This window comes from Halofilum ochraceum (genome assembly GCF_001614315.2).
In the GTDB taxonomy this organism is placed as follows: Bacteria; Pseudomonadota; Gammaproteobacteria; order XJ16; family Halofilaceae; genus Halofilum; species Halofilum ochraceum.
Window position 1 is genome coordinate 505,862 of record NZ_LVEG02000001.1, and the last position, 23,462, is coordinate 529,323.

General features: G+C 61.0%; 15 protein-coding genes. 3 read left to right on the top strand and 12 right to left on the bottom strand.

The window, feature by feature from the left end:
* Positions 1 to 93: 93 nt before the first annotated feature.
* A complete protein-coding gene (locus A0W70_RS17060; RefSeq protein WP_217495359.1) occupies positions 94 to 3,861 on the top strand; it encodes an ATP-binding protein in 3,768 nt (1,255 codons plus the stop codon).
* Positions 3,858 to 5,027 (top strand): hypothetical protein, encoded by a 1,170-nt coding sequence (locus A0W70_RS17065; protein ID WP_217495360.1) that lies wholly within the window; start codon positions 3,858 to 3,860, stop codon positions 5,025 to 5,027. Before A0W70_RS17060 ends, A0W70_RS17065 begins: the two co-directional genes overlap by 4 nt.
* A 1,694-nt stretch (positions 5,028 to 6,721) precedes the next feature.
* Here the strand turns inward: A0W70_RS17065 and A0W70_RS02325 are convergent.
* Genes A0W70_RS02325 through A0W70_RS02340 form a run of 4 tightly spaced genes read right to left on the bottom strand, consistent with a single transcriptional unit; the run spans position 6,722 to position 14,497 of the window.
* Positions 6,722 to 7,417 (bottom strand): M48 family metallopeptidase, encoded by a 696-nt coding sequence (locus A0W70_RS02325; protein ID WP_070987934.1) that lies wholly within the window; start codon positions 7,415 to 7,417, stop codon positions 6,722 to 6,724.
* Positions 7,414 to 10,758, bottom strand: coding sequence for a type I restriction endonuclease subunit R (locus A0W70_RS02330; protein ID WP_070987937.1), 3,345 nt, complete (start codon positions 10,756 to 10,758; stop codon positions 7,414 to 7,416). The genes A0W70_RS02325 and A0W70_RS02330 overlap by 4 nt, the downstream gene beginning before the upstream one ends.
* Before the next feature lie 15 nt (positions 10,759 to 10,773).
* Positions 10,774 to 12,054, bottom strand: a complete 1,281-nt coding sequence (locus A0W70_RS02335) for a restriction endonuclease subunit S (RefSeq protein WP_075109815.1) — start codon at positions 12,052 to 12,054, stop codon at positions 10,774 to 10,776.
* Entirely contained in the window at positions 12,047 to 14,497 is a 2,451-nt protein-coding gene (locus A0W70_RS02340) for a type I restriction-modification system subunit M (RefSeq protein WP_070987941.1), read from the bottom strand. The genes A0W70_RS02335 and A0W70_RS02340 overlap by 8 nt, the downstream gene beginning before the upstream one ends.
* Before the next feature lie 279 nt (positions 14,498 to 14,776).
* Between A0W70_RS02340 and A0W70_RS02345 the strand changes: the two genes are divergently transcribed.
* The gene (locus A0W70_RS02345; RefSeq protein WP_070987943.1) at positions 14,777 to 15,316 is read left to right on the top strand and encodes a hypothetical protein; all 540 of its coding nucleotides are present in this window, start codon (positions 14,777 to 14,779) and stop codon (positions 15,314 to 15,316) included.
* Positions 15,317 to 15,739: 423 nt separating this feature from the next.
* On the opposite strand, the gene A0W70_RS16685 is transcribed toward A0W70_RS02345, so the two are convergent.
* The 8 genes from A0W70_RS16685 to cysS form a co-directional block, all read right to left on the bottom strand.
* A complete protein-coding gene (locus A0W70_RS16685) occupies positions 15,740 to 16,420 on the bottom strand; it encodes a hypothetical protein (RefSeq protein WP_139150670.1) in 681 nt (226 codons plus the stop codon).
* Between the two features lie 1,140 nt (positions 16,421 to 17,560).
* Positions 17,561 to 17,764 (bottom strand): MerR family transcriptional regulator, encoded by a 204-nt coding sequence (locus A0W70_RS02355; protein ID WP_070987947.1) that lies wholly within the window; start codon positions 17,762 to 17,764, stop codon positions 17,561 to 17,563.
* A gap of 110 nt (positions 17,765 to 17,874) precedes the next feature.
* On the bottom strand, positions 17,875 to 18,747 hold the full coding sequence (locus tag A0W70_RS02360; RefSeq protein WP_070987949.1) for a hypothetical protein: 873 nt from the start codon (positions 18,745 to 18,747) through the stop codon (positions 17,875 to 17,877).
* Entirely contained in the window at positions 18,747 to 19,862 is a 1,116-nt protein-coding gene (locus A0W70_RS02365; protein ID WP_070987952.1) for a tyrosine-type recombinase/integrase, read from the bottom strand. The genes A0W70_RS02360 and A0W70_RS02365 overlap by 1 nt, the downstream gene beginning before the upstream one ends.
* A gap of 544 nt (positions 19,863 to 20,406) precedes the next feature.
* The gene (locus A0W70_RS02370; RefSeq protein ID WP_139150671.1) at positions 20,407 to 21,156 is read right to left on the bottom strand and encodes a hypothetical protein; all 750 of its coding nucleotides are present in this window, start codon (positions 21,154 to 21,156) and stop codon (positions 20,407 to 20,409) included.
* 139 nt (positions 21,157 to 21,295) lie between these two features.
* Entirely contained in the window at positions 21,296 to 21,685 is a 390-nt protein-coding gene (locus A0W70_RS02375) for a sigma factor-like helix-turn-helix DNA-binding protein (protein ID WP_070987956.1), read from the bottom strand.
* Positions 21,686 to 21,809: 124 nt separating this feature from the next.
* Entirely contained in the window at positions 21,810 to 22,043 is a 234-nt protein-coding gene (yidD, locus tag A0W70_RS16395; protein ID WP_075109816.1) for a membrane protein insertion efficiency factor YidD, read from the bottom strand.
* On the bottom strand, positions 22,040 to 23,449 hold the full coding sequence (cysS, locus tag A0W70_RS02380) for a cysteine--tRNA ligase (RefSeq protein ID WP_070987958.1): 1,410 nt from the start codon (positions 23,447 to 23,449) through the stop codon (positions 22,040 to 22,042). Before cysS ends, yidD begins: the two co-directional genes overlap by 4 nt.
* Positions 23,450 to 23,462 lie beyond the last annotated feature (13 nt).

Consider the following 23,462-nt stretch of genomic DNA (forward strand, 5'->3'; position numbering starts at 1 on the left):
TTCGCGGATCGGAACCGCAAGCGCGCCGAGCACTTGGCAATGTATGTGTTGGTCAGACGGAACAACAGGGCGTCAGAGCTGGATGGTATCCTCGTGAGTATGGAGCACAAATCTACTGCAGCGTCGACGCCCAAGCGCGCCGGAGGAAGCGCAACCGAGGCCGGTATGGACTGGCATGCTGCGGTCGCTACCTGGTTCGCGGTTCACATCCTAGTGCGCATGCCGGTAGGTGGACGTTTCGGTATCAGCGATCAGCCCATACCCGAATCTGTCCGCCTTGAGACTGGCGCTGGCCTCGACGATATCGAGCTGACGCAAGAGGACGACAGCGGTCTCCAAATTCAATGCAAAACCCGCGCGAACATTTCCTCCAGTAAGAGCGCTCCGCTAACTGGAACTGTCGGTCAGCTTGCGAGGTGGGTCGCTGACGAGAAGGCTGGGCCAGGCCTGCCGAATCCGACTCGCAATGCCGCACTGTTGGCGGTGCGTGCTGACTCCCCACGCAGTCTCGACAACCTTGAGTCTGGATGCCGTGCGTTCGATTTCGGTGGGAGCTGGGCGGTCACGTGTTCGCAGCGCAATCAGGCGGAGCGGAGCGCGCTCAAAGCATTTGAGGTAATCGCAACCCGGACATGGGCCGCGCATCGAGGGGATGAACCCGACTCCGAAGATCTCGTCGATTTGGCGCGTATTTTCCGTATCGCGCGCTTTACCATGGTCGAGGGAGAAAGCGATTGGCGCGAAGTCTCTCGGCTGCTGGGTCGTCATTTGTTTGGAGGTGAGGCAGACGGCGAAGCACCGCTCCGTGATCTGAAGGAAATCATGCGCGGCATGATCAGTAGTGGCGCGCCTGCTGATCGTCTCGGATTGCTCCGCGCGTTGCGCCAACGGGGACATCAGGATGTCGGAGCGCCCCGTTATGAGACAGATATAACAAAACTGCGGGAAGTAACCGAGGACCACCTACATCGACTTGCCGCTCACGGAAGCCTGCCGCTGGGCGCTGGCGTAAATATAGAGCGCGATAGTGACGGGCCGCTGCTTGAGGCGATGCGGGCTGGTTCGCTTCTGGTGATCGGCGAACCTGGAGCCGGCAAGACTGGCGCACTAGTGCGCGCCGCGCGGGCCATCGCGGATGCTGGCGAAACCGTAATCTTTCTGTCGGTCGATCGTTTCGATGGTGTCAGGACAGGCGCCGAGCTCGCGTCTGAGCTCGAGCTCACACACCGGCTGGTCGACTCGCTGGGCGCTATGCCTGGTGCAGGCCCCAAGACGCTTATCATCGATGCTCTCGACGCCGCTCGCGGCGGACCGTCTGAAACGGTATTCGCTGCGCTCATTGAGGATGTGCGGGATCGGCTTTCTGACGAATGGATCGTCGTAGCGTCGATTCGTACCTTCGATCTCAAGAACGGTCGCCGGTTCCGCCAAGCATTCTCTGGTCCCCCTGCTGATATCGATTTCGCCGAGTCCGGGCTGAGTAAGGTGCGCCATTTCCTTGTTCCGACTCTGAGCGAAAACGACCTTGCCGCAGCGGAGAAGGCATCACCGGAACTGGGCACCCTGTTGGAGTCGGCCCCAGACGCACTCGTCGACCTGCTGCGCAATATTTTCAATCTGTCGCTGGCCGCGGATCTCCTGGCCGATGGAATCAATCCGGCGGAATTCCGCGCGATCCGCACTCAGGCAGGATTGGTAGATGCCTACGAAGATGCGCGCCTGAACACGACGCAGCTACAGGAGGCAGCGAGGGCGGCGGCGGCCACAATGGTAAGCCGAGGGCGGCTATCGGTTCGCAAGGTCGTGATCGGACATGCTGCGCTCGATGATGTCATTCAAACGGGCCTCCTCGTAGAATTCGGCGATTTTGTAACATTCGCGCACAACTTGCTGTTCGATCATATTGCTGGGCGTTTCTACCTCGAATGCGATGACGCTGAAGCGCTGTTGTTTCAATTAAGTGGCGACAGCCCAACCGCACTCCTGCTCGCTCCGGCACTCCGTTTCGCAGTGGAGCGACTTTGGCGTTTCGACGGTGCGGGGCGGCCGATGAGTTGGCAGCTGGCAGCGGGTGCGTTCTCGGCCACGAATGTCGACCCGGTACTAAGCAACGTTGCGCTGCGCGTCGTGGTCGAGAATACCGAAGGTGTCAGCGATATTTCGGGGTTGATTGCGCGCGTCAATGACTGTTCGGATGAAACGTACTTGGAGGTACTCCTTGGACGTCTCGCACGTTTCGCGGCGATGGACATCGAGGCCGCAGGGGGGATCACGCCGGGGCCGGCGACCGCGTGGATCCGAGTTGCCGAAGCTCTCGTGGCCACGGGCAACCGAACGTTGCTTCATCCTGCGCTGGTTCTGCTTCACCCGATTTTCGAGCATGACGACCTTGAAGGAGATGATCTCCTCCATACGTTTGGCCGGGCGTCGCGCGCACTCCTTGAATCCTCATGGGCAGCCTCGCCACCGCTGGCGTCGATCAGCGATACAGCCATCCGTTTTGTTGGCAAGAGCTTCGTCTCGGATCCCCCTGCGTCGCGCGCGCTTCTGGATCGCATCTTGCGCGAACCCCATTTCTCCGAGCATGCGGATCAGGAGGCCGTTTGGCTTGCCGAGCAAATCCTGCCGATCACTCGCGCTGATCCTGAGTTCACCGTTGAAATCTATGCCGCACTGTACGGACAGACGATCACCGATGACAGTACCTCTTGGTTGGGGCGGCAGCCGAGCCGGATCCTACCGCTTTCCTCGAACCGAAGGCAGGATTTTGAGCACTGCCGTTGGCACCTTGGTAGGGCCATTGGCGATGTCCTAGCGATCTCGCCCGAGCATGGAACACGTGCGCTTATCGATGCACTGATCGGCCGAACCGCGAACCGCGACTACAGCGATAATCCTAAGCCCAGCCAAGTGGACTTGGGCACTTCGATTATCGAGTTGCGTGGTGGTGATGTGGAATTCAATGCCTGGGACGAGGTGGACGAAGGGGTACCTTCTCGCGACGATGATCTGCTAGCTCAGTACGCCCGTTTCCTTCGCAGCAGCGACTTCGCGAAGTTTTCCGCAAGCGTGCGTGCGGCGTCACGCGAGTACGCCACACCATTGGTCTGGGCTCGAATTTTCGGGGTCGGCAGCGAACGTAGTGATGAAATGGCCGATCTGCTCTGGCCGCTAATTGAACGTCCAGACTTTTTCGCGAACCAAGGCACACTACGCGACGCGGTTCGGTTCGTAGTGGCGGCTTGGCCTTCGCGAGACGGCGCAGCACAACTCCACTTCGAGAGGATGGCGGTCGATGAGGCGCGTTTTTCTGACGATGATGAACTGCGCCGTTGGTATCACGTTCTAGGCCGAATTCTTGCCCCGATTCCGGAAAGTGCGCTCCAGACTGAAAAAACGCGGGATTTGCGTCGCTTTCTCGAGTCCGAGGGGCTGTTGACGGAGAATGAGCCAATATATCGTATGACCAGCGGGTGGAGTGGTCGCGTGGATTTTGAGCGCGAGGACTTGCGCCGCGCGGGCGTCGACGTGGACGCCAGCCCCACTCGAGACGTGCTTGATGCGTCAGACGCCCTATACGCAACTGTCGAGCGGACGTGCTCGACAAGTTCGGCGCAAGATCTCGCGCCGTTATGGAGAGAGGCCGAAGCGCTTCTCTCGTTGATCGATGCAAATCCGGGTCTGCACGATCGGATCGATCGCGCCGCTTGGGGACATCTGGCAAACGCCGTCGAACGGATTGCGTCAAGCCCGAATTATGAACCAGGAAGGGAGGGCTTGCCCGACTTAGCGGCAATTTTCGCGTTGCTAGAACGCTTGTCTGCAAGCCAGTATCCCGAGCCGGACGAGGAAGATGGATGAGCATCAGTTGGGGGAATTGGGCCGTGCGTGTGTACGCCACTAAATCCTGGGTGGCGCTTGCTCAGCGCTTTGCCGTCGACCACCCGATGATCATTGAGCATCTGGAGATCGCGCTCAAGGATCCGGTGCCGGCAGTTCGGCTTCAGGTGGCCGAGAACCTACAGGTCCTGTATGCAGCCGCTCCTGAGCGCATGTGGAAGTTGGCCGAACAAATCGCCACGCATGAGCCGGATCCCCGGATCTTAGCCTTCTGCCTCAGTCGCTCGATTCGGCGGTTTAGTTACCGCGAGCCAGAGCGGTGCGAGGTCGTGTTGAGCACGGTCAAGGAACGCCTCGACAACAACATTCCGGTCGATGAAGAGGCACGCTACCTTGTCCTAGAGTCCCTCGGTGGATGGACCGCGCAGCTGTATGTCTGCCAGGGCCGAGGACTAACGTGGACGTGGCTTCAAGAATGGGCCACCAATCCTGGGTGCTACCGAGATTTATTGGACTCGTTTACGTCGTCACTGCGCAAGGCGATGTTCGACCGATATCGAGTTGGATCAGACGCCCAATCGGAGGCGGTAAGCAACCGCGCACAAGAGGGACTCGCGCTGATCCTCACGCACGCAAGCCGGATATTGACCGAGGCACATGGTGTTCTCAAGTCGGATGCACCTGAGACCGAAAAGGAGGAAGCGACCGAACGGTACATCGCGGCGGAAAAGGTCATCCATCATGCGATGAACCAGATATATTTCGGTTCCGGTGCTAATGCAAGCGATCCGTCGGATGAAGCGGGCTTGGGCAGTACGACCGCGATGGCGCGTTTCCTCGATGATTATGCGGATATTCTTGAACTGCTGGGCACTACTCGTGAGCCAATTACGCTTCACTATCTCATTGAACTGTACGAGTTCGTGATTCCCGGTGACCCGGTTCGCGTGTTCGACGCGGTCTACGCGTTGCTTCTCGGACGTGGTGAAGAGGAGGGGTATCAGTATGAAAGTCTTGGACAGAAGAAGGTCGTGGGTATGGTGGAGCGTTTCATAGCGGATCATCGCGGCATGTTTGAGGACGAAGCCCGACGGGCCAAACTGGTTGCGATCCTTCGGCTTTTCGCCGACGTAGGATGGCCGGATTCGTTGAGGCTTCTTTACGATCTACCGGACTTGCTCCGCTAAGCGTTCTGATTGAAGATCGTGTGGAATTCAGATCGAAGATTTGGCGTTTAGCGCGACGCACTGTGGAGCCGCCCTCCGCCGAATAGAGTCGCATAACCCAACAAATAGCTAAGTAGTTATGAATACCCATTGTCTTACCCCACAAAACCCTAAGCTTCGCCGTCAAGTAGACAATTCGTAAGTAGAGATTCGGGCTCGGTCGGTGCGAGCGATGGGGCTTAGGCCGTCGAGCGCGTCGCGCGCCAATGGCTGGAGCGGGCGATACCCGGCCGCTCGGGACAGGCGCACCGCGGTGCACGCGCGTAGGGCCGACAGGCCGTGCACGGCCACCGGGGCTGGCGCGAGCTCGCGCCGCGCCGGGGGGCCTGAAAGTCGTTCCTTGAGATCACATCCTTGTGGGCCTAGTACTCGTGGGCGAGCTCGGCGTACATGTGTTTGGACTACGCCGGCAAGCTCTCGTGGTCCTTGAGACGCTTCTGCGTGTAGTTCGATTTCTACTGGTAGGAGGTCGCGGAGCTGATCCCGTGCTTGGGGCGCAGGTCCTTGACCGCCACTCCGGCCTCGGCCTGGATCGCGACGATGTGATGCTTGGTGGATCGAGATATTTTCACAGCCTCCTCCTCGGAGGTAGCACGACAGAAAGCTATGCTTTTGCCTTAGTTCACGGACGGGGAAGCTTACGCCTTTACCCGAGGGGGCTTATCGCATAGTTTCATGGAAACGATATATCTGTCATCCGTCAATGAAACCAGTTCCATGACAACGCGCGCAGTTCATGTTCTGGGTGCTTATCAGTCGCTCCGGTGCTGGGGAGCAACGTATGTCGTTGTCTTTTAGACAATGGCGGCAGACCGGTCGCCCTTGATCTCTGTCGATTTCAGCTACAAGCTTTCCAAAATCGTCTTTTGCTTCCTGCTGGATCTTCGAACTCCGTACAGACGCAAAGATAAGAAACGGAAGCATCGCGATTGCGATAACTAATCCTATCAGCCAAACAAACGGCGCTAGTATTATTTTCAATATTTACATCCCCTAATTTATGATTATATTGGTTTTTTAAACGGGACCGTCGCCTATCTTCTTTCTCGGTGCGCTCGGCTGCGTGCAGCCCAAAGTAACCGGTCGTTGGTAGGAGTGGGGTTTTCTATGTAGCGCCTTTCCGCGACTCTGAGGCCATATTCGGGAAAAACTCTGTAGATAAGCATCTTAAGTATTGCGATTCCGACTACGATCGCGACTATTATTCCGATTATTTCGAACATTTTCTTCCGCTTTTTGTGATTGTTATGTTGTGTTTCACAGAGTGTCACTGATCTATACGCCTTAGCGCGCCGGTTCGACTCCTGAGTCGGGGCGGAATCCCACGCCCGGGTGGCTGGATGACGCTCCGCAATGCGACTCATAGGGGGTTATAGACCCTAAATCCAGTGAGGGATATACAACATTTGTGAACGTCCCCGCCTGTTCGACAGGACGCGCGACGTGGGTAGGTAGTCTCCTCGGTAGTCTGTCCCTCGACGGGAACGGCTCGCTGTCGGTATCCATCAGCTGCTATTGCCGTTCGGTGCGGCGGCGATGGCCTCGCCAGCGGTGGCAGGGTATTTACGGACCGGACAAAAGCGCGGTCTACGTCTACAAATCGGGCTTCTCATGTTGGTTAAGCCCGAGCACTCATTCGCGACGATCCGTTTCGGCTAGAGACCTTCCACGTCCATACCGTGGACAGCGAGCCATTTTCTCCGCTGCAGGAAGTCCGGTAGGACGCGTTCGATGCGCCGCCAAAATGCCGGTGTGTGATGGGGTACGTGCAGGTGGGCCAACTCGTGGACCGCTACGTACTCGGCGATTGGTCGGGGGAGTAGGATGGTCTTCCAGTGGAAGTATAGCCAGCCACCCTTGCCGCACGAGCCCCAGCGGTAGCCTAGGTCCTGTACACGGACACCAGCGGGGTCGGCCTCCATCCTTCGAGCATGCTCCCGGACTTTTCGGTCTAGCCAGTCGCGACCGCGCGCGCAGTACCAGAAGATGAACTGGTTACGGCCGTCGTGTACCAGATCGCGACGCAGGCGAAACCGGCCGTGGATCAGTTTGAGCGGCTCGTCCTGGTCATCGACGAGTTTCAGGCGGTAGCTGCGGCCGAGATAGAGAAACCCCTCGCCATCGACGAAGGTCTTGCGGGGGACGGGTCGGCGTAGCTCGGCCTTTTCGGTGAGCTTCTTGTAGATCCAGAAGCGCTTCTCGCGGACGAACGCGCACATTGTCGCCTCGTCGACGCTGGCCGGTGCGGCGATGACCAGCTCGCCTTCGCGGTCTACCGTGAGCCCCAAGGTGCGCCGTCGCTGGCTGCGGCGCACCTCAAGGGTCAAGTCATCGACGTGCAGAACGCTCATGAGCCCACCAGCTTCTCGTGGTTTGCCCGGGCCAGCTCCAGGAGTTTGTCCGCGGTGGGCTCAGCCTTGGATTTCGGGATCACCCCGCCGTTGAACAGCTCCTGGAACAGCCGGCTGCGCAGGCGCTGCTGGTCCGGGATGTGATTCGGCTTCCAGAACTCCGGGATCTGCAGCTCCTCGGTGATGATCGCCACCAGCTCGGCGGTCGTGTCCATGAGTGCCGCCATGGTGGCCGAATCCGGGGTCTCGTCGCCGCAGCGCGTCTCGATGAGTTGCCGGAGGAAGGGTTGGTGGTGTGCGGGCATATCCGGCAGGTCCTCGCCGTCGACGGTCTCGCCGTCCCGGATCTGGCGAATCAGCGCCTGCATCGCCTCGACCTGAGCGTCCCACTGGCCGTCGAGCTGCTCCAGCAGCTCCTTCAAGCGTTCGCTCAGCTTGCCGTATTTCACCGGGTCCTCATCCATGTGCTTGCGCACATGGGATCGGACGGCATGTTCCATCTCTGAGGCCTTGGCGCGGTCGCCGACCTGGCGGCTGACGTGCTGGTCGAACTCGGCGTCGGTGAGCTGTACCGGCGGGATCTTGGGGTCGATGCCGAGCGAGATCACGTAGTCGTCGATGAGCTTGCGGACCTTGCTGCCGACGTCCTTGCCGATCTCCGGGGTGTCTTTGTAGCGGACGCGGGCGCGTGCATGGATGTGAGCGAGCCGCTTGGCGTCGTCAACGAACTCCAATCCCTCGGGGCGGGGCAGCACCTCGTCGAGGGACTGGTTGAATTGCTTGAGTTTGACCGTGAACTCAGCGCGCACGCGCTCGTCGGCCAGTGCCTGCACGGCGTCGTCTACCGCCGAGAGATCATCGACACCTTGGCCGCGCAGCACGTCGATGACACGCAGATGACGGTCGCGAAGAATGGGCAGCTCGTCCTTGACGCTTTGCAGTGCGCCTTCTACGTCGTCGGCGCTGTAGGCCGCCAGTGCCTCCTTGAGGTGATTGGCCACGCCGTAGTAATCGACCACGATGCCGCTTTGCTTGCCATGGCCGGTGCGGTTGACGCGGGCTACCGCCTGCAACAGTTCCGCCTCGCGGATGGGCCGGTCCAGGTACATGACCGCCTCGATGGGGGCGTCAAAGCCGGTGAGGAGCATGGACTTGACCACCAGGAAGGCGAGCGGGTCCGCCTTGTCCGGGTTGTCGTCGACCAGCGGCTTCTTGAAGCGTTTGATGTGCTCCTTGACGGCCGTGCCGTCACTCCATTGGGCCCATTCCGGGGGGTCGTTGTGGCTGCCGCTGATCACCGCGGCGAATTCCATCTGAGCCAACAGGTCCCGATGGCGCCAGGCCTGCACGGCGGCCTGCACCTGCGGCGGGCGCTGGAGCAGGGCGGTGTCGTTCAGGGCCTTATCGCCGGGGATCAGCGCGTCGGCCTCGGCAAGTAGGGCATTGCGGGCTGCCTCTAACTCGGCCTGGTAGCGGACCGCGGCGTTGCGGCTGTAGGCGACCACTTGGGCTTTGAAGGCATTCGGCAGAATGTGGCGCACATAGTGGCGCAGCATGTCGCCGGCCTTCTCTTCGATGAGCTTGGGTGCCTCGAGGATTTGGCCCTTCGTGGCATATTTCTTCTTGATCGCCTCCAATTCCTCGGCGGTACGCTCGCGGAAGAGATCCTCAAAGAGCGCATCGAGGCTGGCACCTTCCTTGACTGCTCCCTCGGCGGTGCGGCCCTCGTAGAGTACGGGCACGGTGGCGCCATCTCGTTCGGACTCCTTAATGGTGTAGCGGTCGATCTCTTTGCCGAAGATGTCATGGGTGCGCTTCTTGTCGCCCATGATGATCGGCGTGCCGGTGAATCCGATGCGCGCGCAGTTCGGCACTGCGCGAAGGAGGTTCGCGTGCAGGTCACCGGCCTGCGAGCGATGAGCCTCGTCCACCATGACGAGGATGTTGGGGCTGGCGTTGAGTACCTCGAAGGGTTGTGATGGGCGTGGTGGCGGGTCAGGTTCCGCCGCGTCGCGACCGCTCCATTCGAGACGCTCGGACCGCTTAGGATATGTGGTGCGCCCCTTGGTGTCCCCTACGCCTTGCGCTTCATCCGCGTTATCCGGCTCGCGATATTTCTGGATGGTGGCGAAGACCAGTTCCGGGGCGTCGCGGCGCAGCAACGCCTTCAGACCATGGGTGTTACGGGCGACGCGCACGGTTTCGCCGGATAGGCTCGCGGTCTCGGAGAGCTGTTCCTGCAGGTCATTGCGGTCGGTAATGACCACTACCTTAAAGCGCCGCAGCGCCGGGTCGGTGCGCATGGCCCGGACAAGAAAGACCATTGTCAGGCTCTTGCCGCTGCCCTGCGTGTGCCAGATGATGCCGCCGCGGCGATCCAACTCGCCGTCTTCTGCCCGAGTCGTGCCATGTTTCAGCCGCTCGCGCGCGGCCGTGACGGCGCGGTACTGCTGGTAGCGGCACGCCACCTTCACGCGCTGGCCGCCCAGGGTCATGAACAGGCAGTAGTGGCGCACGATGTCCAGCAGGTTCGGGGGAGTGAGTACGCCGGCAACCAGGCGCTGCTGGCTGGAAAGCTGCTCGACGCCCAGCTCGGCGGCCACATCCGCCTCGCTACGCGGTGTTACGGTCTTCCAGTTGAGGTAATGCGCGAAGGCGGCGCTGATGGTGCCAATGCGGGCGTCGTCAAAGTTTGTGGCAATGCAGAGCTGGTTGGTTTGGAACAATGCCGGGGCGCCCTCGTTGTCAGTCACTTCACCATCGGCCTTGCGGCGGTTGGCGTAACGGCGGAGTTGGTCGATGGCCTCGCTCAGACCTTCCGGTACGGTTCGGCCCTTGCACTCGACTACGGCCAGAGGGATGCCGTTCACTAGCAGTACCAGGTCGGGGATGATGTGGCCGTTGCCGGTGTCGTGGCCCGGCGGACACTTCACCTTGAACTGGTTGATGACCGTAAAACGGTTGTTCTCCGGGGTATCCCAATCGACGTAGTGGATGGTCTGGTTACGGCCGCCGTCCCAATTCGGCAGACCCTCCGCGGCGATCCCAGCGAGAAGGAGTTCGGTGGCCCGCTCATTGGCCTCCACCAGTCCCGCCGCAGGGATGCGTGTGAGTGCCCCGACGGCTTGGGACAAGCGCTCGTCATCCAGCCAAGGCTGCCCATCGCGCAGGTTAATCCGGTGGAGCTGCTCGCGCAGCACGCCCTCCTGAATAATCTGGCCGAAGTGGTTTCGGTTGGTAACGGCGGGATTGTCCAGCGAGCCCTCGATGTGAGCCCAGCCGTGAGCCTTCAGTTGCTCGATGAAGGGCAATTCAACGTCAGAGTACTCGGGTCCCGCCATGGGTGCGTTCCTGAATTAGCCGACGGCCTGTTCGGCCTCTTTAAGTAAGGGGGTTACGCGGACGCGGCCGGTGAGGAGGTCGTCCATTAGTCCGGCCTTTAGCTGATGTAGTGAAGCCAGCGTCGCACGTTCGCTCGCGGTTCTCCTTCTATGTGAATTCAGTATGCGCACGATTTCCCGTTGCTCCGGTTCCGGAGGAGCGAGGAGGGGCAGGGCTGCAAGTTTTTCTTTGGTTAGGTGAGCAATGCTCGTCCGTGCGACCTGTCCACCCAAAAAGCCGCGCTCATTCCACAGTCGAAGAAACTGTAGTAGGAGCGCGGACTGGAAATCGTTTTTCGGTCTGAGGCGATGAAGTGCCTTTTGATAGTAGCACTCGGTCAGTTGGGATTCCCATAGTGCGGCCCGTCCGACTTCACCACCTTCGCAGACGAGCAGGTCGCCTTGTTTAAGTCGATATTTCGCTTGCTCAGCTTTAGTTAGTCTTAAGTACGAAAGGTCTGTGAAGTCAATGTTCTCCCATTGAACGTTCTTGTTACCTAGGTAGGGTTTTCGCTCGCCTGTATTCTTTTCCTTGTCAAGCATCTTTCCGAGCTGGATATTGAATTCTTCGCCGATTGTCGAGCATCTCCACGTCAGCGGAATTCGCCCTGACGATGCCGTCTTGTACAGATGCGGGGCTTCTTCCGGCGATGGTCGAGGCTCCCCGTTTTCGTCGATGCCGCGGGTGAGCAGGTCGCTGAGCAGGCCCTTCTTGACCTGCTCCAGCTTGGCGATTATTTCCTCGGTCCGGCGGATTTCGGTGTCCAAGGTGTCTAGGATGTGAGCGATTTGGGACTGCTCATCCAGACGAGGAAGAAAAATATTGAAACGCTGCAGGTCGCGATCCGTAATGGCGGGATAATTGGAGCCGATCGCCGCTTTTATGGACTGAGCGTGTATGTTTTCGCTCATAAGCGAGTGAAACAGATAACGCCCGATGGCTTGGGTTTGGTCGGGCCTAACGACGCAAAAACCAGTTGACGCGACTGTGGCACCACTGTGTTTTTTTTCTATATACCCATGAGACTGAAGGTTGGGTCGAACGGTCCCGAAAAGTGTGTCTCCTGGTTGTACGGTGCGCCGAGCACGACTTGGAGCATCGCCGAATCGGGTTGCGGTGGTCAGATTCCAGTCGATGGTACCGCGATCTACGGCGCCAAGGTGGATATAACGAAATGAGAAGTTGTTATCGGTGTTACCGGGTAAGGTATCGGGGTTGATCTCCGCAACCTCATTCAGTTGGCACCATTCACGCATACCCGAGCTCCTTTAAGAAGCCTCGCAGCTCCCGTGCCGCCGTGTCTCGCTCCGCTTCGATATTCGTGAGAGTCACCTTGTACTTCTCCCACCAGGTCTCGAACGCGGCGATTACGGCTCGGCGCTGCTGGACAACGTAGCGTTTTAGTAGGGCCACCATATCGTCGTGCAGAATTTGGAGCAGTAGGTGTGCGGCGGCTGGTTCGTCCAGCGCGTCGACGGCCTCGTTGAGCCGCGCCTCGAAGCTCGCCTGCTGCGTCTTGAGCTTTTTGTTGGCCTCGGTGCGGGCCTGTTTCCATCTCTTGAGGTTGGCGGCTGTGGGGGCCTCGTCGTCTGCCTCCGCGTCCTCGCTGTCGCCGTTGTCCGCTTGGGCCTCGGCAGCCTTGATCTTGCTGTCTAGCTCGGCCTTCAGGCCCTGCAGGCGTTCCAGTTCTTCGACGAAGTCGCTGAGCAGGAAGCTGACCAGCTTGTGGTCCAGAGGGCTACCCTTCTCCTGCTTGTCGTCCAGCGCCGTGGTGATGCTGGTCCGCCAGCCTTCGATGACGCCCCGGGCGCCGCGGGCCTGGAGGGTGCGGAAGTCGTTCTTGGTATGGTCCCAGAAGCCGGCGATGATGCCGCGCACAGCGGCGGCCTCGAGCATGCCCACCGACAGCAGGGCCGCGCGGAAGCTCTCCAGCAGCTCCTCGCGCAGGCGGCTGAGGTGCTTGCCGTTGGTGCCCTGGGTGTGGGCTACTGCGGCAATGCTGGGGCTGTGTTCGGCCCACCACGTCTCGAACGCATTCTGTAGCGCGTCCTGTTGCGTCTGCACGCCGTCGTTGGCCTCGATGGCGGGCTTCAACTCTGCCTTGTCCGTGAAACGCTCGGGGAAGTCCACGTAGTCGGGATCATTCGCCCGCGGGGTGAAGAACGCCATGGGATCAAGGCCGTGGGCGTCGAACAACGCCTGCTTGTCACGGATCTCGGCGACTGGTACGCCGCCTTTGAGATGTGCGCGCACGTCTTGGGTTTCCGGCGGCGGGGCGTTATCGGCGTAGCGGCGGATGTTGAGGTTGTACTCGTTCTCACGCAGCTCGGCGGTGTTGACGTGCGCGGAGAAGCCATCCACCGCTTCGTAGCGGTCGAACGTGCTTACGATCTGCTCGATGTGCTCGGGCATCAGGTAGTCCTGAGCGCGGCCCTCGGCGTATTCCCGATCTGCGTTGATGAACAGCACCTGACCTTGCCGCTCCGGCGGCTTGGCGCCCTTGGCGCGCAGCACCAGGATGCAGGCGGGAATGCCGGTGCCGTAGAACAGGTTCGGCGCCAAGCCGATGACGGCCTCGATGAGGTCATCTTCGATCATTCCGGCCCGGATGCGCTTCTCGTCGCCCCCGCGGAAGAGCACGCCATGGGGCATGACGGTGGCCATCATGCCGTCCGGTTTGAGCGAGGCGACCATGTGCTGGAGAAACATCAGATCTGCCTTCTTCGAGCCCAGCGGTACGTTACCGTAGGCGAAGCGTTCGGCGAACTTGGGCTGCCAGTCTTTCTGGCTGGCCTTGTCCGAAGGGCCGTAGGGCAGCGAGAAGGGCGGATTGGTGAGTATGCGGTCGAAGTGCATGCGCTCGCCGCCCTCGACGTGCTGCGGCTCGCCGAGGGTGTCCTCGTGACGCACGTCGGCGTTGGCGATCCCATGCAGAAGCATGTTCATCTTGGCGATCGACCACACTGAGCCGGCGTTTTCCTGGCCGTAAAGCCCCAGCCGGCGGCTGTCCTCTCCCTGCTCATCGACGTACTCCTTGGAGAGGATCAGCATGCCTCCGGAGCCGCAGCAGGGATCGTAGACGCTGTGGCCCTCCTGGGGCTTGACCAAGCGCACCATCATCCGGACCACCGGTCGCGGGGTGTAAAACTCGCCGCCTTTCTTGCCCGCGGAGTCGGCGAAGTCGCGGATCAGGTACTCGTAGGCCGCACCGAGGAGGTCCGGGAACTCAAAGTCCTCGTTGCGCAGTCGATACTGCCCGAAGTGGACGATGAGATCGCGCAGCCGGTTGTCCGAGATCCTCCCCGACCCGACCTTGCGCGTGAAGTCGATGTGCTCGAGCACTCCGGCGAGGCTATAGTTTTCGCTCTCCAGACCCGACAGCGCCTTGTTGAGGTAGTCGCCGACGTTGCGATGCGCCTCGTTGAGCAGGTACTCCCAGCGAGACTGCTCGGGGACGTAGAACGTGTCGCCGTACCAGCTCTTCATCTCGGCGATGGCGCGGGCCTGGTCCTCAGTTTCGCCCTGTTCGATCTGCTCGGCGACGATCGCCTCGCGGCGCGCCTCGAAGACGTCCGAGCAGCGCTTCACGAACAGCATCCCGAAGATGTATTCCTTGAACTCCGAGGCATCCATTTTCCCTCGGAGAATGTCCGCGGCGCGGAAGAGGTGGCGTTCCAGCTGGGGGAGAGTCAGGGGCATTGGGGATCTTGGCGGTCCTTGTAAATAAAATTTCCCGCGCGGCGGGGCGAGGTGGCGCCATTCTATGCGACCGGGAGGGTGGTTGTAACCGAACGAGGAGGGGCGCCGTATGGTTTTCGTCACTCTCGTTGCAGATCCCGAGGGCGTGTAGCGAGGCCGCGCGCCCCAGGGACGGTTCCTCAACGGTTTGGTCCCGCCCGCCCTCCAACGAGATGGGACTGGGCAGTCAGCTGGTTCCCCGATGAACACGTTAGTGGCTCGTTTTGCTAGGCTCTCCCAATGGCCTTTCTCTACTACCTAAAAGAGTTTCAGACACTTGTGGCCGGCGCGGTAGGCTTCGCGGGAGTCATCGCAACCTTGGCCCACAATGCGAGTGTCTCCCGCAATCAGCGCGCGGAGGAGCGAGCACATGAGCGCAACACGCTCCGTGCGGCACTGTTGGCGGAGCTGAAAATTAATCGAGATGCGATCCGAGAAAATCTCGATCGGGTAAAGGAAGGGGCCTACGATAAGGCCGCTGGTGTACTGGTTCCGACCGATAGCATCGATGACGTCTATCGAGCTTTTCTGCCACAAATCGGGCTACTGCCGGAGGATGATGCGAGCAAAGTGATGACCGCTTACCTCTCGATGGAAGCCCACATCGCGAGGCTGTACCTGATTGGTTCAGTTTCGGGGGAAGTTTCGCAGTACGTCAAGCTGACAGGCGAATCCATCAGCATGGCTCGGGATATGCAGGAACGATTGCTAGAGCCACTAGGATTAGCCATTGACGCGTTGCAGGCATCGAGTGCCCAAAATACAGGGACACGCAAATGACGGTTATTCAAATCGTTCCTACAATAAGTATAAAGTTCGTTCGTTTGGTAATAAGGCCTTCGTGGCCTGAGGCCTGTAGGAGCTCGTTTGAGTGACTGTGTACACGATAGGAAGGTCGGGCGCGTTCATTGGGTTGATCTATGCGCGATCGTTAGGTTTCGACTCTTCAATCCGGGACCGTGGCCAGCTTCAGCAGGTTGTGGGCGGTGCACATCAGGCTCTACTCCCCCTCGCGCCTGCTCAAATCCCTGCAGCAGCAGTTGTCGGAGGACGCGGACGTGTTCGATCCGACCGATCGCGGGTTCGATGACGATCTTGCGCAGGCGGTAACGGCTGCGCCGAGTGCCGCCGGGGAATGTATCGGGAAGGCAACGGCAGTCGGCCTTCGGAGCTGAGTGTCTACCAGAGTCGTCAACTTCGAGGCTAGACCGCAACCCCGAACTTTGGGATTACAGACAGCAGGGAAAGAATACTGGCGAGTGACAGAGCCCTAACGGCCCATGCGTCGATTGAGCGCAATGCCGTGTCGACGCCGTGTGCAGATCTAATGCCTTGATAATATGCGTCCACTTCGCGGTATCTTTCGAGCCATGTGGTGGAATTCGTGTACTCGTTTAGATCTTCAACCTGGATACCCTGACTTTTGGCAGCCGCTTGGAGTTCTTTATACGCGGCAACCGCATCCGGAATTCGGGACTCATATTGTCTACAGCGTTCGTCTCTAGCACATTTGTCTACATGGACGGATGATTCAAAGATGGTGTACGCAACGGCAATGATGATTCCGAGATACAAAGCGACCAGAACCGAAGAATTGCCAACAGGTTGTAGCCCGAGTACGGATAGATCTTCGAGGTCGCCTCTGATTATTCCTGCCCCGATTAAAAGAAACGAATACCCTAGTATGAAGCGCTTGATGCTTTTGGTGCGCGCAGATTGCCATTCGTTAACAAGATTAAGGCTTTCTTCCGAAAACTTTCTGCCGACGTTTAGACGGCTGGTGTAGTTTTGAACGGCTTTCCCAATGGCGTCGCGTACCTTTTGGCCCTCACGCGCTTCTCCTCCTAGGGCTTGAAGGAGCGCTTGATCGTCTCGTTCAGCCATCTCGATGTCCTGCTGGCGGGTTAGTGTCCATGCGGTGAGCTACTGGTGTTGTGTATTCGGGATGAAAACGGACACTGATGATATAACAATCACTCGCCCCATAGAGAGTCGCCTGAAGCCGACACTTGTTGTCGGGCGCCTCGAGCGGTGGGCGTAGGCCACGGCCGTTTCTAGGTGGCAACGCGGACTCAATTTCGCGGTAGGGTCGACCGGTCACTGTGCCGGGGGTTGGTAACAGCTAGAAAGGGAAGGCAGGCGCGCGAAGCTCGGGAAGGGGGACTATATGGATATATTTGCCGTTATGGCGCGCCGTAGGCCTGCGCGCCAGTCTCCAGCCAAGCTCGGGCCGATGTGTCGCCGTGCGCAATGATCATGCTGACGGGGTGGCGGAACACGCAGCGTCGTTCGTCGGCGGATGATGCATGGGGCATCTTGGGGGGCGCGGTGGGATAGCGGACGGATGCCGTTGGGCTTCTGTGTTCGTGCCGGCCTCGAGCTCCCTGGATGACGTTTTCGCGGGTGTCTTGAATTCGTGGCCGTCACGGAGGGCGAGGGCGAAGTGTCAGGGGACAAGCCCCATATCGCTCTCTACGGGCATTAACCCATGCTCAAGCTCGGGTGAATGAGGATGCCCAGCGTTTCGAAGATGGAGGGTAGGATGTTGGGCAGGTCCGAAAACCTGCCCTAAATCCTTGATTTTACGGGATGTTTGGTGGAGGCGGGGGGTCATCCGACTGGCTGCCCGAGATCCAGCAATGCGAATACGTCCGGCAGTGGGTTACCGTGAAGCGGGAATAGGATCTTCGGATGGACGCCCAAGAGCGCACCGCAATGGGGCAGCTACTCGAGGACTGTCAGTAAGTTCGGGTGTCGCCGGCCGGCCGAGTGCGCCATGACGCCGCCACGGGTTGTGCCAGCCCTCGATGAACTGGAACAGCGCCGGCTCGCCCTCGGCTTTGCTGCGCGGGGTGCGGTGCTTGAGCCAGCGCTCGGGCTTTCCTTTGATTTGCCGCAATCCATCCTCGGGCGAATCAGCCTGGCCCGCCTGTATCAGCGCAGTGGCGTAAGCTTGATTCGGGGTGAGGTTCGATGCGCTAGCGCGTCTGGCCCAGCGCCGCCAGGGTGAGTTGAGGGCAGCCATCAGGCCACATCCTCGGCGCCACTGGCACGGGCGATGGCCCAGCCCGGCACGTATCTCCGGCGGCCATCGGAGATCGACGCAAGCTTGCCGTCGCGAATGTCATTAAAGGTTTTTGCGCGAGACTGCCGCAGGTAGGCGGACGCCTCCTCAACGGCATACCGCTGATTCAGGTCGAGGGGGGCAAGTTGTTTCGGCGCGTTCATCGTGTCTGTATCTCCATCGCACTATATCGACGGGTACAGACTATGGAGACCCTAGAGATGGCAACAGGACAAAAATGAACGACATCCGAAAGTTTTGTCCGGTTGCGTTGCTAGAATGGCAGGTCGGAATCGTCCAAGCGAGGCAATGCCTCGGGATGGCCCTCACGCTGTAGGTTGCGCCGAACCTGTTTTCTCACAGTATCCTCGTCGGTCTGCCGATCCACCGGAAGATCCAGCGCCACATTTGCCACCGTTGCCAAGACGGGGAACGGAATCTCCATTCCGACGCGGACGAACTTCTCGTAAAGTTGGCAGTTGAAATAGATAACACGGGCGTTCGGTCCTGTCTGGCGAATGAATTTGCTCGAAGTCAGCCCGCCCCGCCCCCAGTAGTCGTCGTCCTGTGCCCAAAGACACAGGTCATAGAGCGTTTCCGATAGATGGGAGTGCGGGTAGTCCCATGGCAGTTTGTACAGCCCATCCGGAGTCGCGACGTAAGCGACCGGAATGTCGCCGCCACCGGGCTCTGAGTTCACGAACGACTGGGCCGAGAGTACATGCTCGCCGATTTTCCCCTCTGCGTTGTCGTCCTCTGCATCGACTTCCGTCGCACCGTCCCACGCACAATCGAATCGGGTATCGTTCAGCAGATTGATTAACGCGTCAGCATGGTGCCGCACACTTTCGAGATACTGTGTGCGTTTTTTCGGTGGCATATTGCCCGGCTTACCGGGCATCCGCATCGCCTGTTCCACCATCAAGACAAAGCTCACCGGGCTGCCGCCCTGGTAGCGGTGCAACTGGTTACGGATGCTCTCATACCATGCCCAAACCTCCCGCATCCGCTCATCGGTTGCGAGCCGTCTGTACAGCGTGACCTTCCTTTCCGGGAACTTGTGGGTAATTCTATCGAGCCATTCCGACAGATCGGCCGGTGTCCAAGCTGGGTAGGATTCTGTGGTGTGCTGGCGTGAGTCGGCCATCAGAGCATCTCCACGTCCGCCAGCCGATCCCGCGCCGACTCGGCTACCAGGTGGCCGTAGTGCTTTTGAATCATGGCGAGGCTGGTGCCGGTCAGGCGAGCCACGTCCAGCGTGGACATACCGGATCGCAGGGCCTCCGTGATCCACGAATGCCGCAGCGTGTACAGCACCGTGCCCGAGGGTAGTTCCGCCTCGGCGCGAGCGTCCCGCATCAGGTGGTCCCAATCCGACCGCTTCCACGGCTTGCCATCATCCTGCGTCAGAAGATAGGCGCTTGGATGCTTCCCCTTGGAGACTCGGTTAAACAATGCAAGCGCGGACGGGGACAGCGGAACGGAACGCGATCCCGTCTTGCCGTTGAATGTGATGGTGCCGGTGCGTCCCTCGAAATCCGAGCGCCGGAGTGTCGCAAGCTCGCCGGGGCGAGCGCCGGTCAGCATCGCGGCTTCGACCAGATCGCGGAATGCACCGTCGCAGGCTTTCAGCAGAGCCCGCCGCTGTTTGAGGTCGAGGTAGATACTGCGGCGCTTGTCGGCGTTCGAGTGCGGCTTGACGGCTTTCCATCGCTCGGCGACGGCGGGATTTACGCGCCGATGGCGGACCGCCAGATTCAGGGCCGCGCGTAGGGTATTCAGGTATCGATTCTGACTCGACTTGCCGCCGGGAAGATCGTTGCGCCACGTCTTGAGTTGCGTCGTCTTGATCTTCTCCACGACAACCTTGCCGATGGCGTTGTCATAGACCGTCCGCCGGAAGCGTCCGTCAGCGTCAGCGGCCGTGCCCGTGCGCCCCTCGGCTTTCAGGTCTTCGACGTACTCCCGGCAGGCTTGCGCCACGGTCAGGGGGGCATTGTGTACGTCGGCCTCGAATCCCGCGAACCATTCCTCGGCGGTGCGCTTGGCCGCGTGGTAGTCGAAGCGGTCCCCGGCCTGGCCGAGCGAGCGATACCGCTGTTTTCCGTCGTCGTCGCGCAGGCGGGCAACCCATGTGCATGTCCCGTCGGAGCGTTTGCGGACGCCGATGTATCTGCCCTCGGCCAGCGGCGGTCCCCAATACGGTTCGCGGCGCGGTGTCAGGGCATTGCGGACGCTGACTTTGTGGACCTCATGGGACACGGCAGTAATCTCCGTACGGAACGTGTACGGAAATCCTACCCTAGACGACGATGGACAGCAATCGACAGTTGTTCGGTATATCAGAAACTTACGTATTCACCGCTAGACGGCAATAGACGGAAAGACGTCCCTTTCACGGCAGTAATAGGGGTTCGAATCCCCTTGGGGACGCCATACAAATAAAGCCCGGCTAGCAGCCGGGCTTTTTTTGTATGGGGTGTCCGAGGGTGCGGCAGAACCCCTCCGGTTCGACCGGATTGCCGGGAGCAATCCGGCGCGAGCGAAGCGAGTCCCGAAGGGACGCGGCCCATGGACGGGCCGTCCTATCTCCCGGAACGCCGCCAGCGATCAGATCGGCTTGGCCTGGCCGGACGATCGCAAGCAAGCTCGCTCCTACATGAATTCTGCCACGCGGGCGGGGACTCCCTTGTAGGAGCGAGCTTGCTCGCGATTGGTGTGTGCTGGCGCCCCGCGGTGACCCGTTTGCCGCGCATCGAGCCGTCCCCGCCTGATCGCGAGGCGGCATCTGACCGGGGAGCGGGCTTCAGAACGCAATGCTCAACCGGACCCCGCCCAGTGCACGGCTCGCATCCCGGATCTGCACTTCGTTGCCACCCACAGTGGTTTCGTCTGAATCGGCGGGCGCCATGTACTGCAGATAGGGCTCGATGGAAACGCCGGTGGCGTCGTTGCGCAGATGCACCGAGAATTCGGCGCCGAAGCCGCCCCTGCTGTCGAAATCGCCATCGCCGGCGCCGGGTATGCCGTCGATTTCGTTCTCGCTTGCGATCAGAAAGCGGCCCTCGATCGACACCAGCGCGCGCCACCCGGGCGTGAACCGTCCCGAGCCTGCGATGCCGATCGGGACATAGAGGGTGGACCGGGTGGCATCGCCGCTGCCGAATGGCGATTCGGCGGACAGATGGTCGATCCCGATACCGGCGTAGTAGCGGCGCTGCGGTCCCGGCGACGTGCCCCATGTCGCCCGGGCATCGAACAGTGATGCCGTGCCGGTATCGCGCTGGCCGCCCCCTCTGGAGTCGAGCGAACCACCCAGCAGCCGGGCCTCCGCGCGGAGTGTGTCACCGTGCTGCAGGAACGCGTGGATGCCGCCGAGGGTGCCGTCGGCGGTCGTTTCCAGGTTGTTCACGTCGATGGAACGTTCGGCTCGCAGGACCTCGAATCCGATGCCAGCGTCGGAGTCCGCCGCGCTCAGTTCGTTTTCGGCGGTGGCACTCAGCGGCGCCAACAGAACGGTCGCGGCGATGAGGTGCACTCGGGGGCGGTACGGCATCGGAATTCCCTTCGCTTTGGGTGGAGCGCGGACCCTACCGCAGCAGGGCGTGCGCATGCACCCGGCGAGGGAGTGCGAACCTGCACCCGAGTAGTTGGCCGGCCACGAGGCGACGGGCACGGTGGCCCGGTTCGGGTGTTCAGGCGCTCCTCTGCAGTCCGAGCGCCTCGAGACTTTCGGCCGTCGCGTGTTCCGGATCTTCCAGCTTGCGCATGGCCTGTTTCTCGGCCTCGACGACCTCGGCCATGGTGACGCCCATCGATTCCGCGATCTGTTCCGGGGTCCGGGCGCGGCGGGTGCAGTAGCGCTCGCGCAGCACGGCGCGTTCGAGTCGATTCAGGTCAAGCCGGGCGAGGCCGGCCTCGTCGAGGTGGTCGGGATCGTCCAGCCGGCGCAGAGCGGTCTTCTCGGCCTCACGGATCTCGCCCAGCGTGACGCCCTCGCGCTCGGCGAGTTCCTCCGGGGTGCATACGGCGTGGGCCTGGTAATGCTCGCGCAGCACGGCGCGTTCCAGATCGGTCAGTTTCATCGTCGGCTCCTCTCGGTTCGGCCCCCATCATGGGGGCGAGGGAGCGGAAAACGTCTGCGCGCGTCGTCAGAGCTTGTTCTGTCTGCGACATCCCGGCGGCGCGTGAGGTGGCAGGGTTGGCCGGTCAGTCACCCCGGTCCCGGCGCGGCCCGGGCACGGGGTCGTAACCGCCCGGGCAAAAGGGGTGGCACCGCAGGATCCGGCGCAGGGCGAACCAGCCGCCACGCAGGGCGCCGTGGCGGCGAATCGCTTCCTCCGCGTACTCGGAACAACTCGGGAAGAAGCGGCAACTGGGGGCGGTAAACGGACTGATATACCGGGCGTAGCCACGGACCAGACCGATCAGTACGCGTTTCATGCCTGCTGACCGGCGGCCTCCGTCCGGGCGGAGCGCCGCCAGGTCGTCCCCTCGGGGCCATCCTCGAGCGTGACCCCGCGGGCGGCGAGGTCGTCGCGGATGGCGTCGGCGCGGGCGAAGTCGCGTCGGGCGCGGGCCTCGCGGCGCTCGGCGATCAGGGCTTCGATCTCCTCGGCGGAAGGGCCGGTGCTGTCACCAGCGCGGAACCAGTCCTCCACCGGTGTGGCCAGCAGCCCCAGCAGCCCGGCGCCGCCCAGCAGCTCCGCCTTCAGTCGCCGCCGCTCCCGGGCATCCGTCGCCTTGTTGAGTGCCGTCGCCGTGGCATGCAGGTGCCGCAGTGCGAGCGGGGTGTTGAGATCGTCTTCGAGCGCATCGCGGATGGCGTCCGGGGTCACGTGCTCGTCGTCGGCGACCTCTGCGTCCGCGGCGTTACGCAGGCTCTGGTAGAAGCGGTCGAGGGCCGAGCGGGCCTGCTCGACCGTGGCCGGCGACCAGTCCAGCGGTTGCCGGTAATGCCCGGAGAGCAGGGCAAGGCGGATCACCTCGCCATGATACTGCTGCAGCAGGTCGCGCAGGGTGAAGAAGTTGCCCTCGGACTTGGACATCTTTTCACCGTCCACCGTGATGTAGCCGTTGTGCAGCCAGTAGCGGGCGAATTCGGCACCGTGGTGGGCGCAGGTGCTCTGCGCGATCTCGTTCTCATGGTGCGGGAAGATCAGGTCCTGACCACCGCCGTGGATGTCGATGGTCTCGCCCAGGTGGGTCTCCGCCATGACCGAGCACTCGAGATGCCAGCCGGGCCGGCCGCGACCCCAGGGGCTGTCCCAGCCGGGCAGCTCGTCGGTGGAGGGTTTCCAGAGTACGAAATCGGCGGCGTCTTTCTTGTACGCCTCGACCTCGACACGGGCCCCGGCGAGCAGGTCCTCGAGCTGACGGCCCGAAAGGCGGCCGTATTCGTCCATCGAGTTGACGTCGAACAGCACATGGCCTTCCGCCTCGTAGGCATGGCCGGAATCGATCAGCGTCCGGATCATGCGGATCATGCCGTCGATGTGGTCCGTGGCCCGCGGTTCCACGTCCGGCGGCAGCGTATTCAGGGCCGCCACGTCGGTATGGAAGGCCTCCGTGAAACGCGCGGTGAGGGCGCCGATGGATTCGCCGTTGGCCTGGGCGGCGGCGTTGATCTTGTCGTCGACGTCGGTGATGTTGCGCGCATAGACCACCCGCGGCCAGAGGTTGCGCAGCAGGCGATAGAGCACGTCGAACACGACGATCGGACGCGCATTGCCGATATGGATGAAGTTGTAAACGGTCGGGCCGCAGACGTACATGGTGACCCGTTCCGGGTCACGCGGCTCGAACGTTTCGCGGGTGCGCGTGAGCGTGTTGTACAGCGTCAGGGGCATGGGTTACGTCTTT

What these genes read in the sequence shown, in the direction of transcription:
- A0W70_RS17065 (WP_217495360.1), top strand. Translation starts at nt 3,858, where the DNA reads ATGAGCATCAGTTGGGGGAATTGGGCCGTGCGTGTGTACGCCACTAAA.
- A0W70_RS02325 (WP_070987934.1), bottom strand. Translation starts at nt 7,417, where the DNA reads ATGAGCGTTCTGCACGTCGATGACTTGACCCTTGAGGTGCGCCGCAGC.
- A0W70_RS02330 (WP_070987937.1), bottom strand. Translation starts at nt 10,758, where the DNA reads ATGGCGGGACCCGAGTACTCTGACGTTGAATTGCCCTTCATCGAGCAA.
- A0W70_RS02335 (WP_075109815.1), bottom strand. Translation starts at nt 12,054, where the DNA reads ATGCGTGAATGGTGCCAACTGAATGAGGTTGCGGAGATCAACCCCGAT.
- A0W70_RS02340 (WP_070987941.1), bottom strand. Translation starts at nt 14,497, where the DNA reads ATGCCCCTGACTCTCCCCCAGCTGGAACGCCACCTCTTCCGCGCCGCG.
- A0W70_RS02345 (WP_070987943.1), top strand. Translation starts at nt 14,777, where the DNA reads ATGGCCTTTCTCTACTACCTAAAAGAGTTTCAGACACTTGTGGCCGGC.
- A0W70_RS16685 (WP_139150670.1), bottom strand. Translation starts at nt 16,420, where the DNA reads ATGGCTGAACGAGACGATCAAGCGCTCCTTCAAGCCCTAGGAGGAGAA.
- A0W70_RS02355 (WP_070987947.1), bottom strand. Translation starts at nt 17,764, where the DNA reads ATGAACGCGCCGAAACAACTTGCCCCCCTCGACCTGAATCAGCGGTAT.
- A0W70_RS02360 (WP_070987949.1), bottom strand. Translation starts at nt 18,747, where the DNA reads ATGGCCGACTCACGCCAGCACACCACAGAATCCTACCCAGCTTGGACA.
- A0W70_RS02370 (WP_139150671.1), bottom strand. Translation starts at nt 21,156, where the DNA reads ATGCCGTACCGCCCCCGAGTGCACCTCATCGCCGCGACCGTTCTGTTG.
- A0W70_RS02375 (WP_070987956.1), bottom strand. Translation starts at nt 21,685, where the DNA reads ATGAAACTGACCGATCTGGAACGCGCCGTGCTGCGCGAGCATTACCAG.
- yidD (WP_075109816.1), bottom strand. Translation starts at nt 22,043, where the DNA reads ATGAAACGCGTACTGATCGGTCTGGTCCGTGGCTACGCCCGGTATATC.
- cysS (WP_070987958.1), bottom strand. Translation starts at nt 23,449, where the DNA reads ATGCCCCTGACGCTGTACAACACGCTCACGCGCACCCGCGAAACGTTC.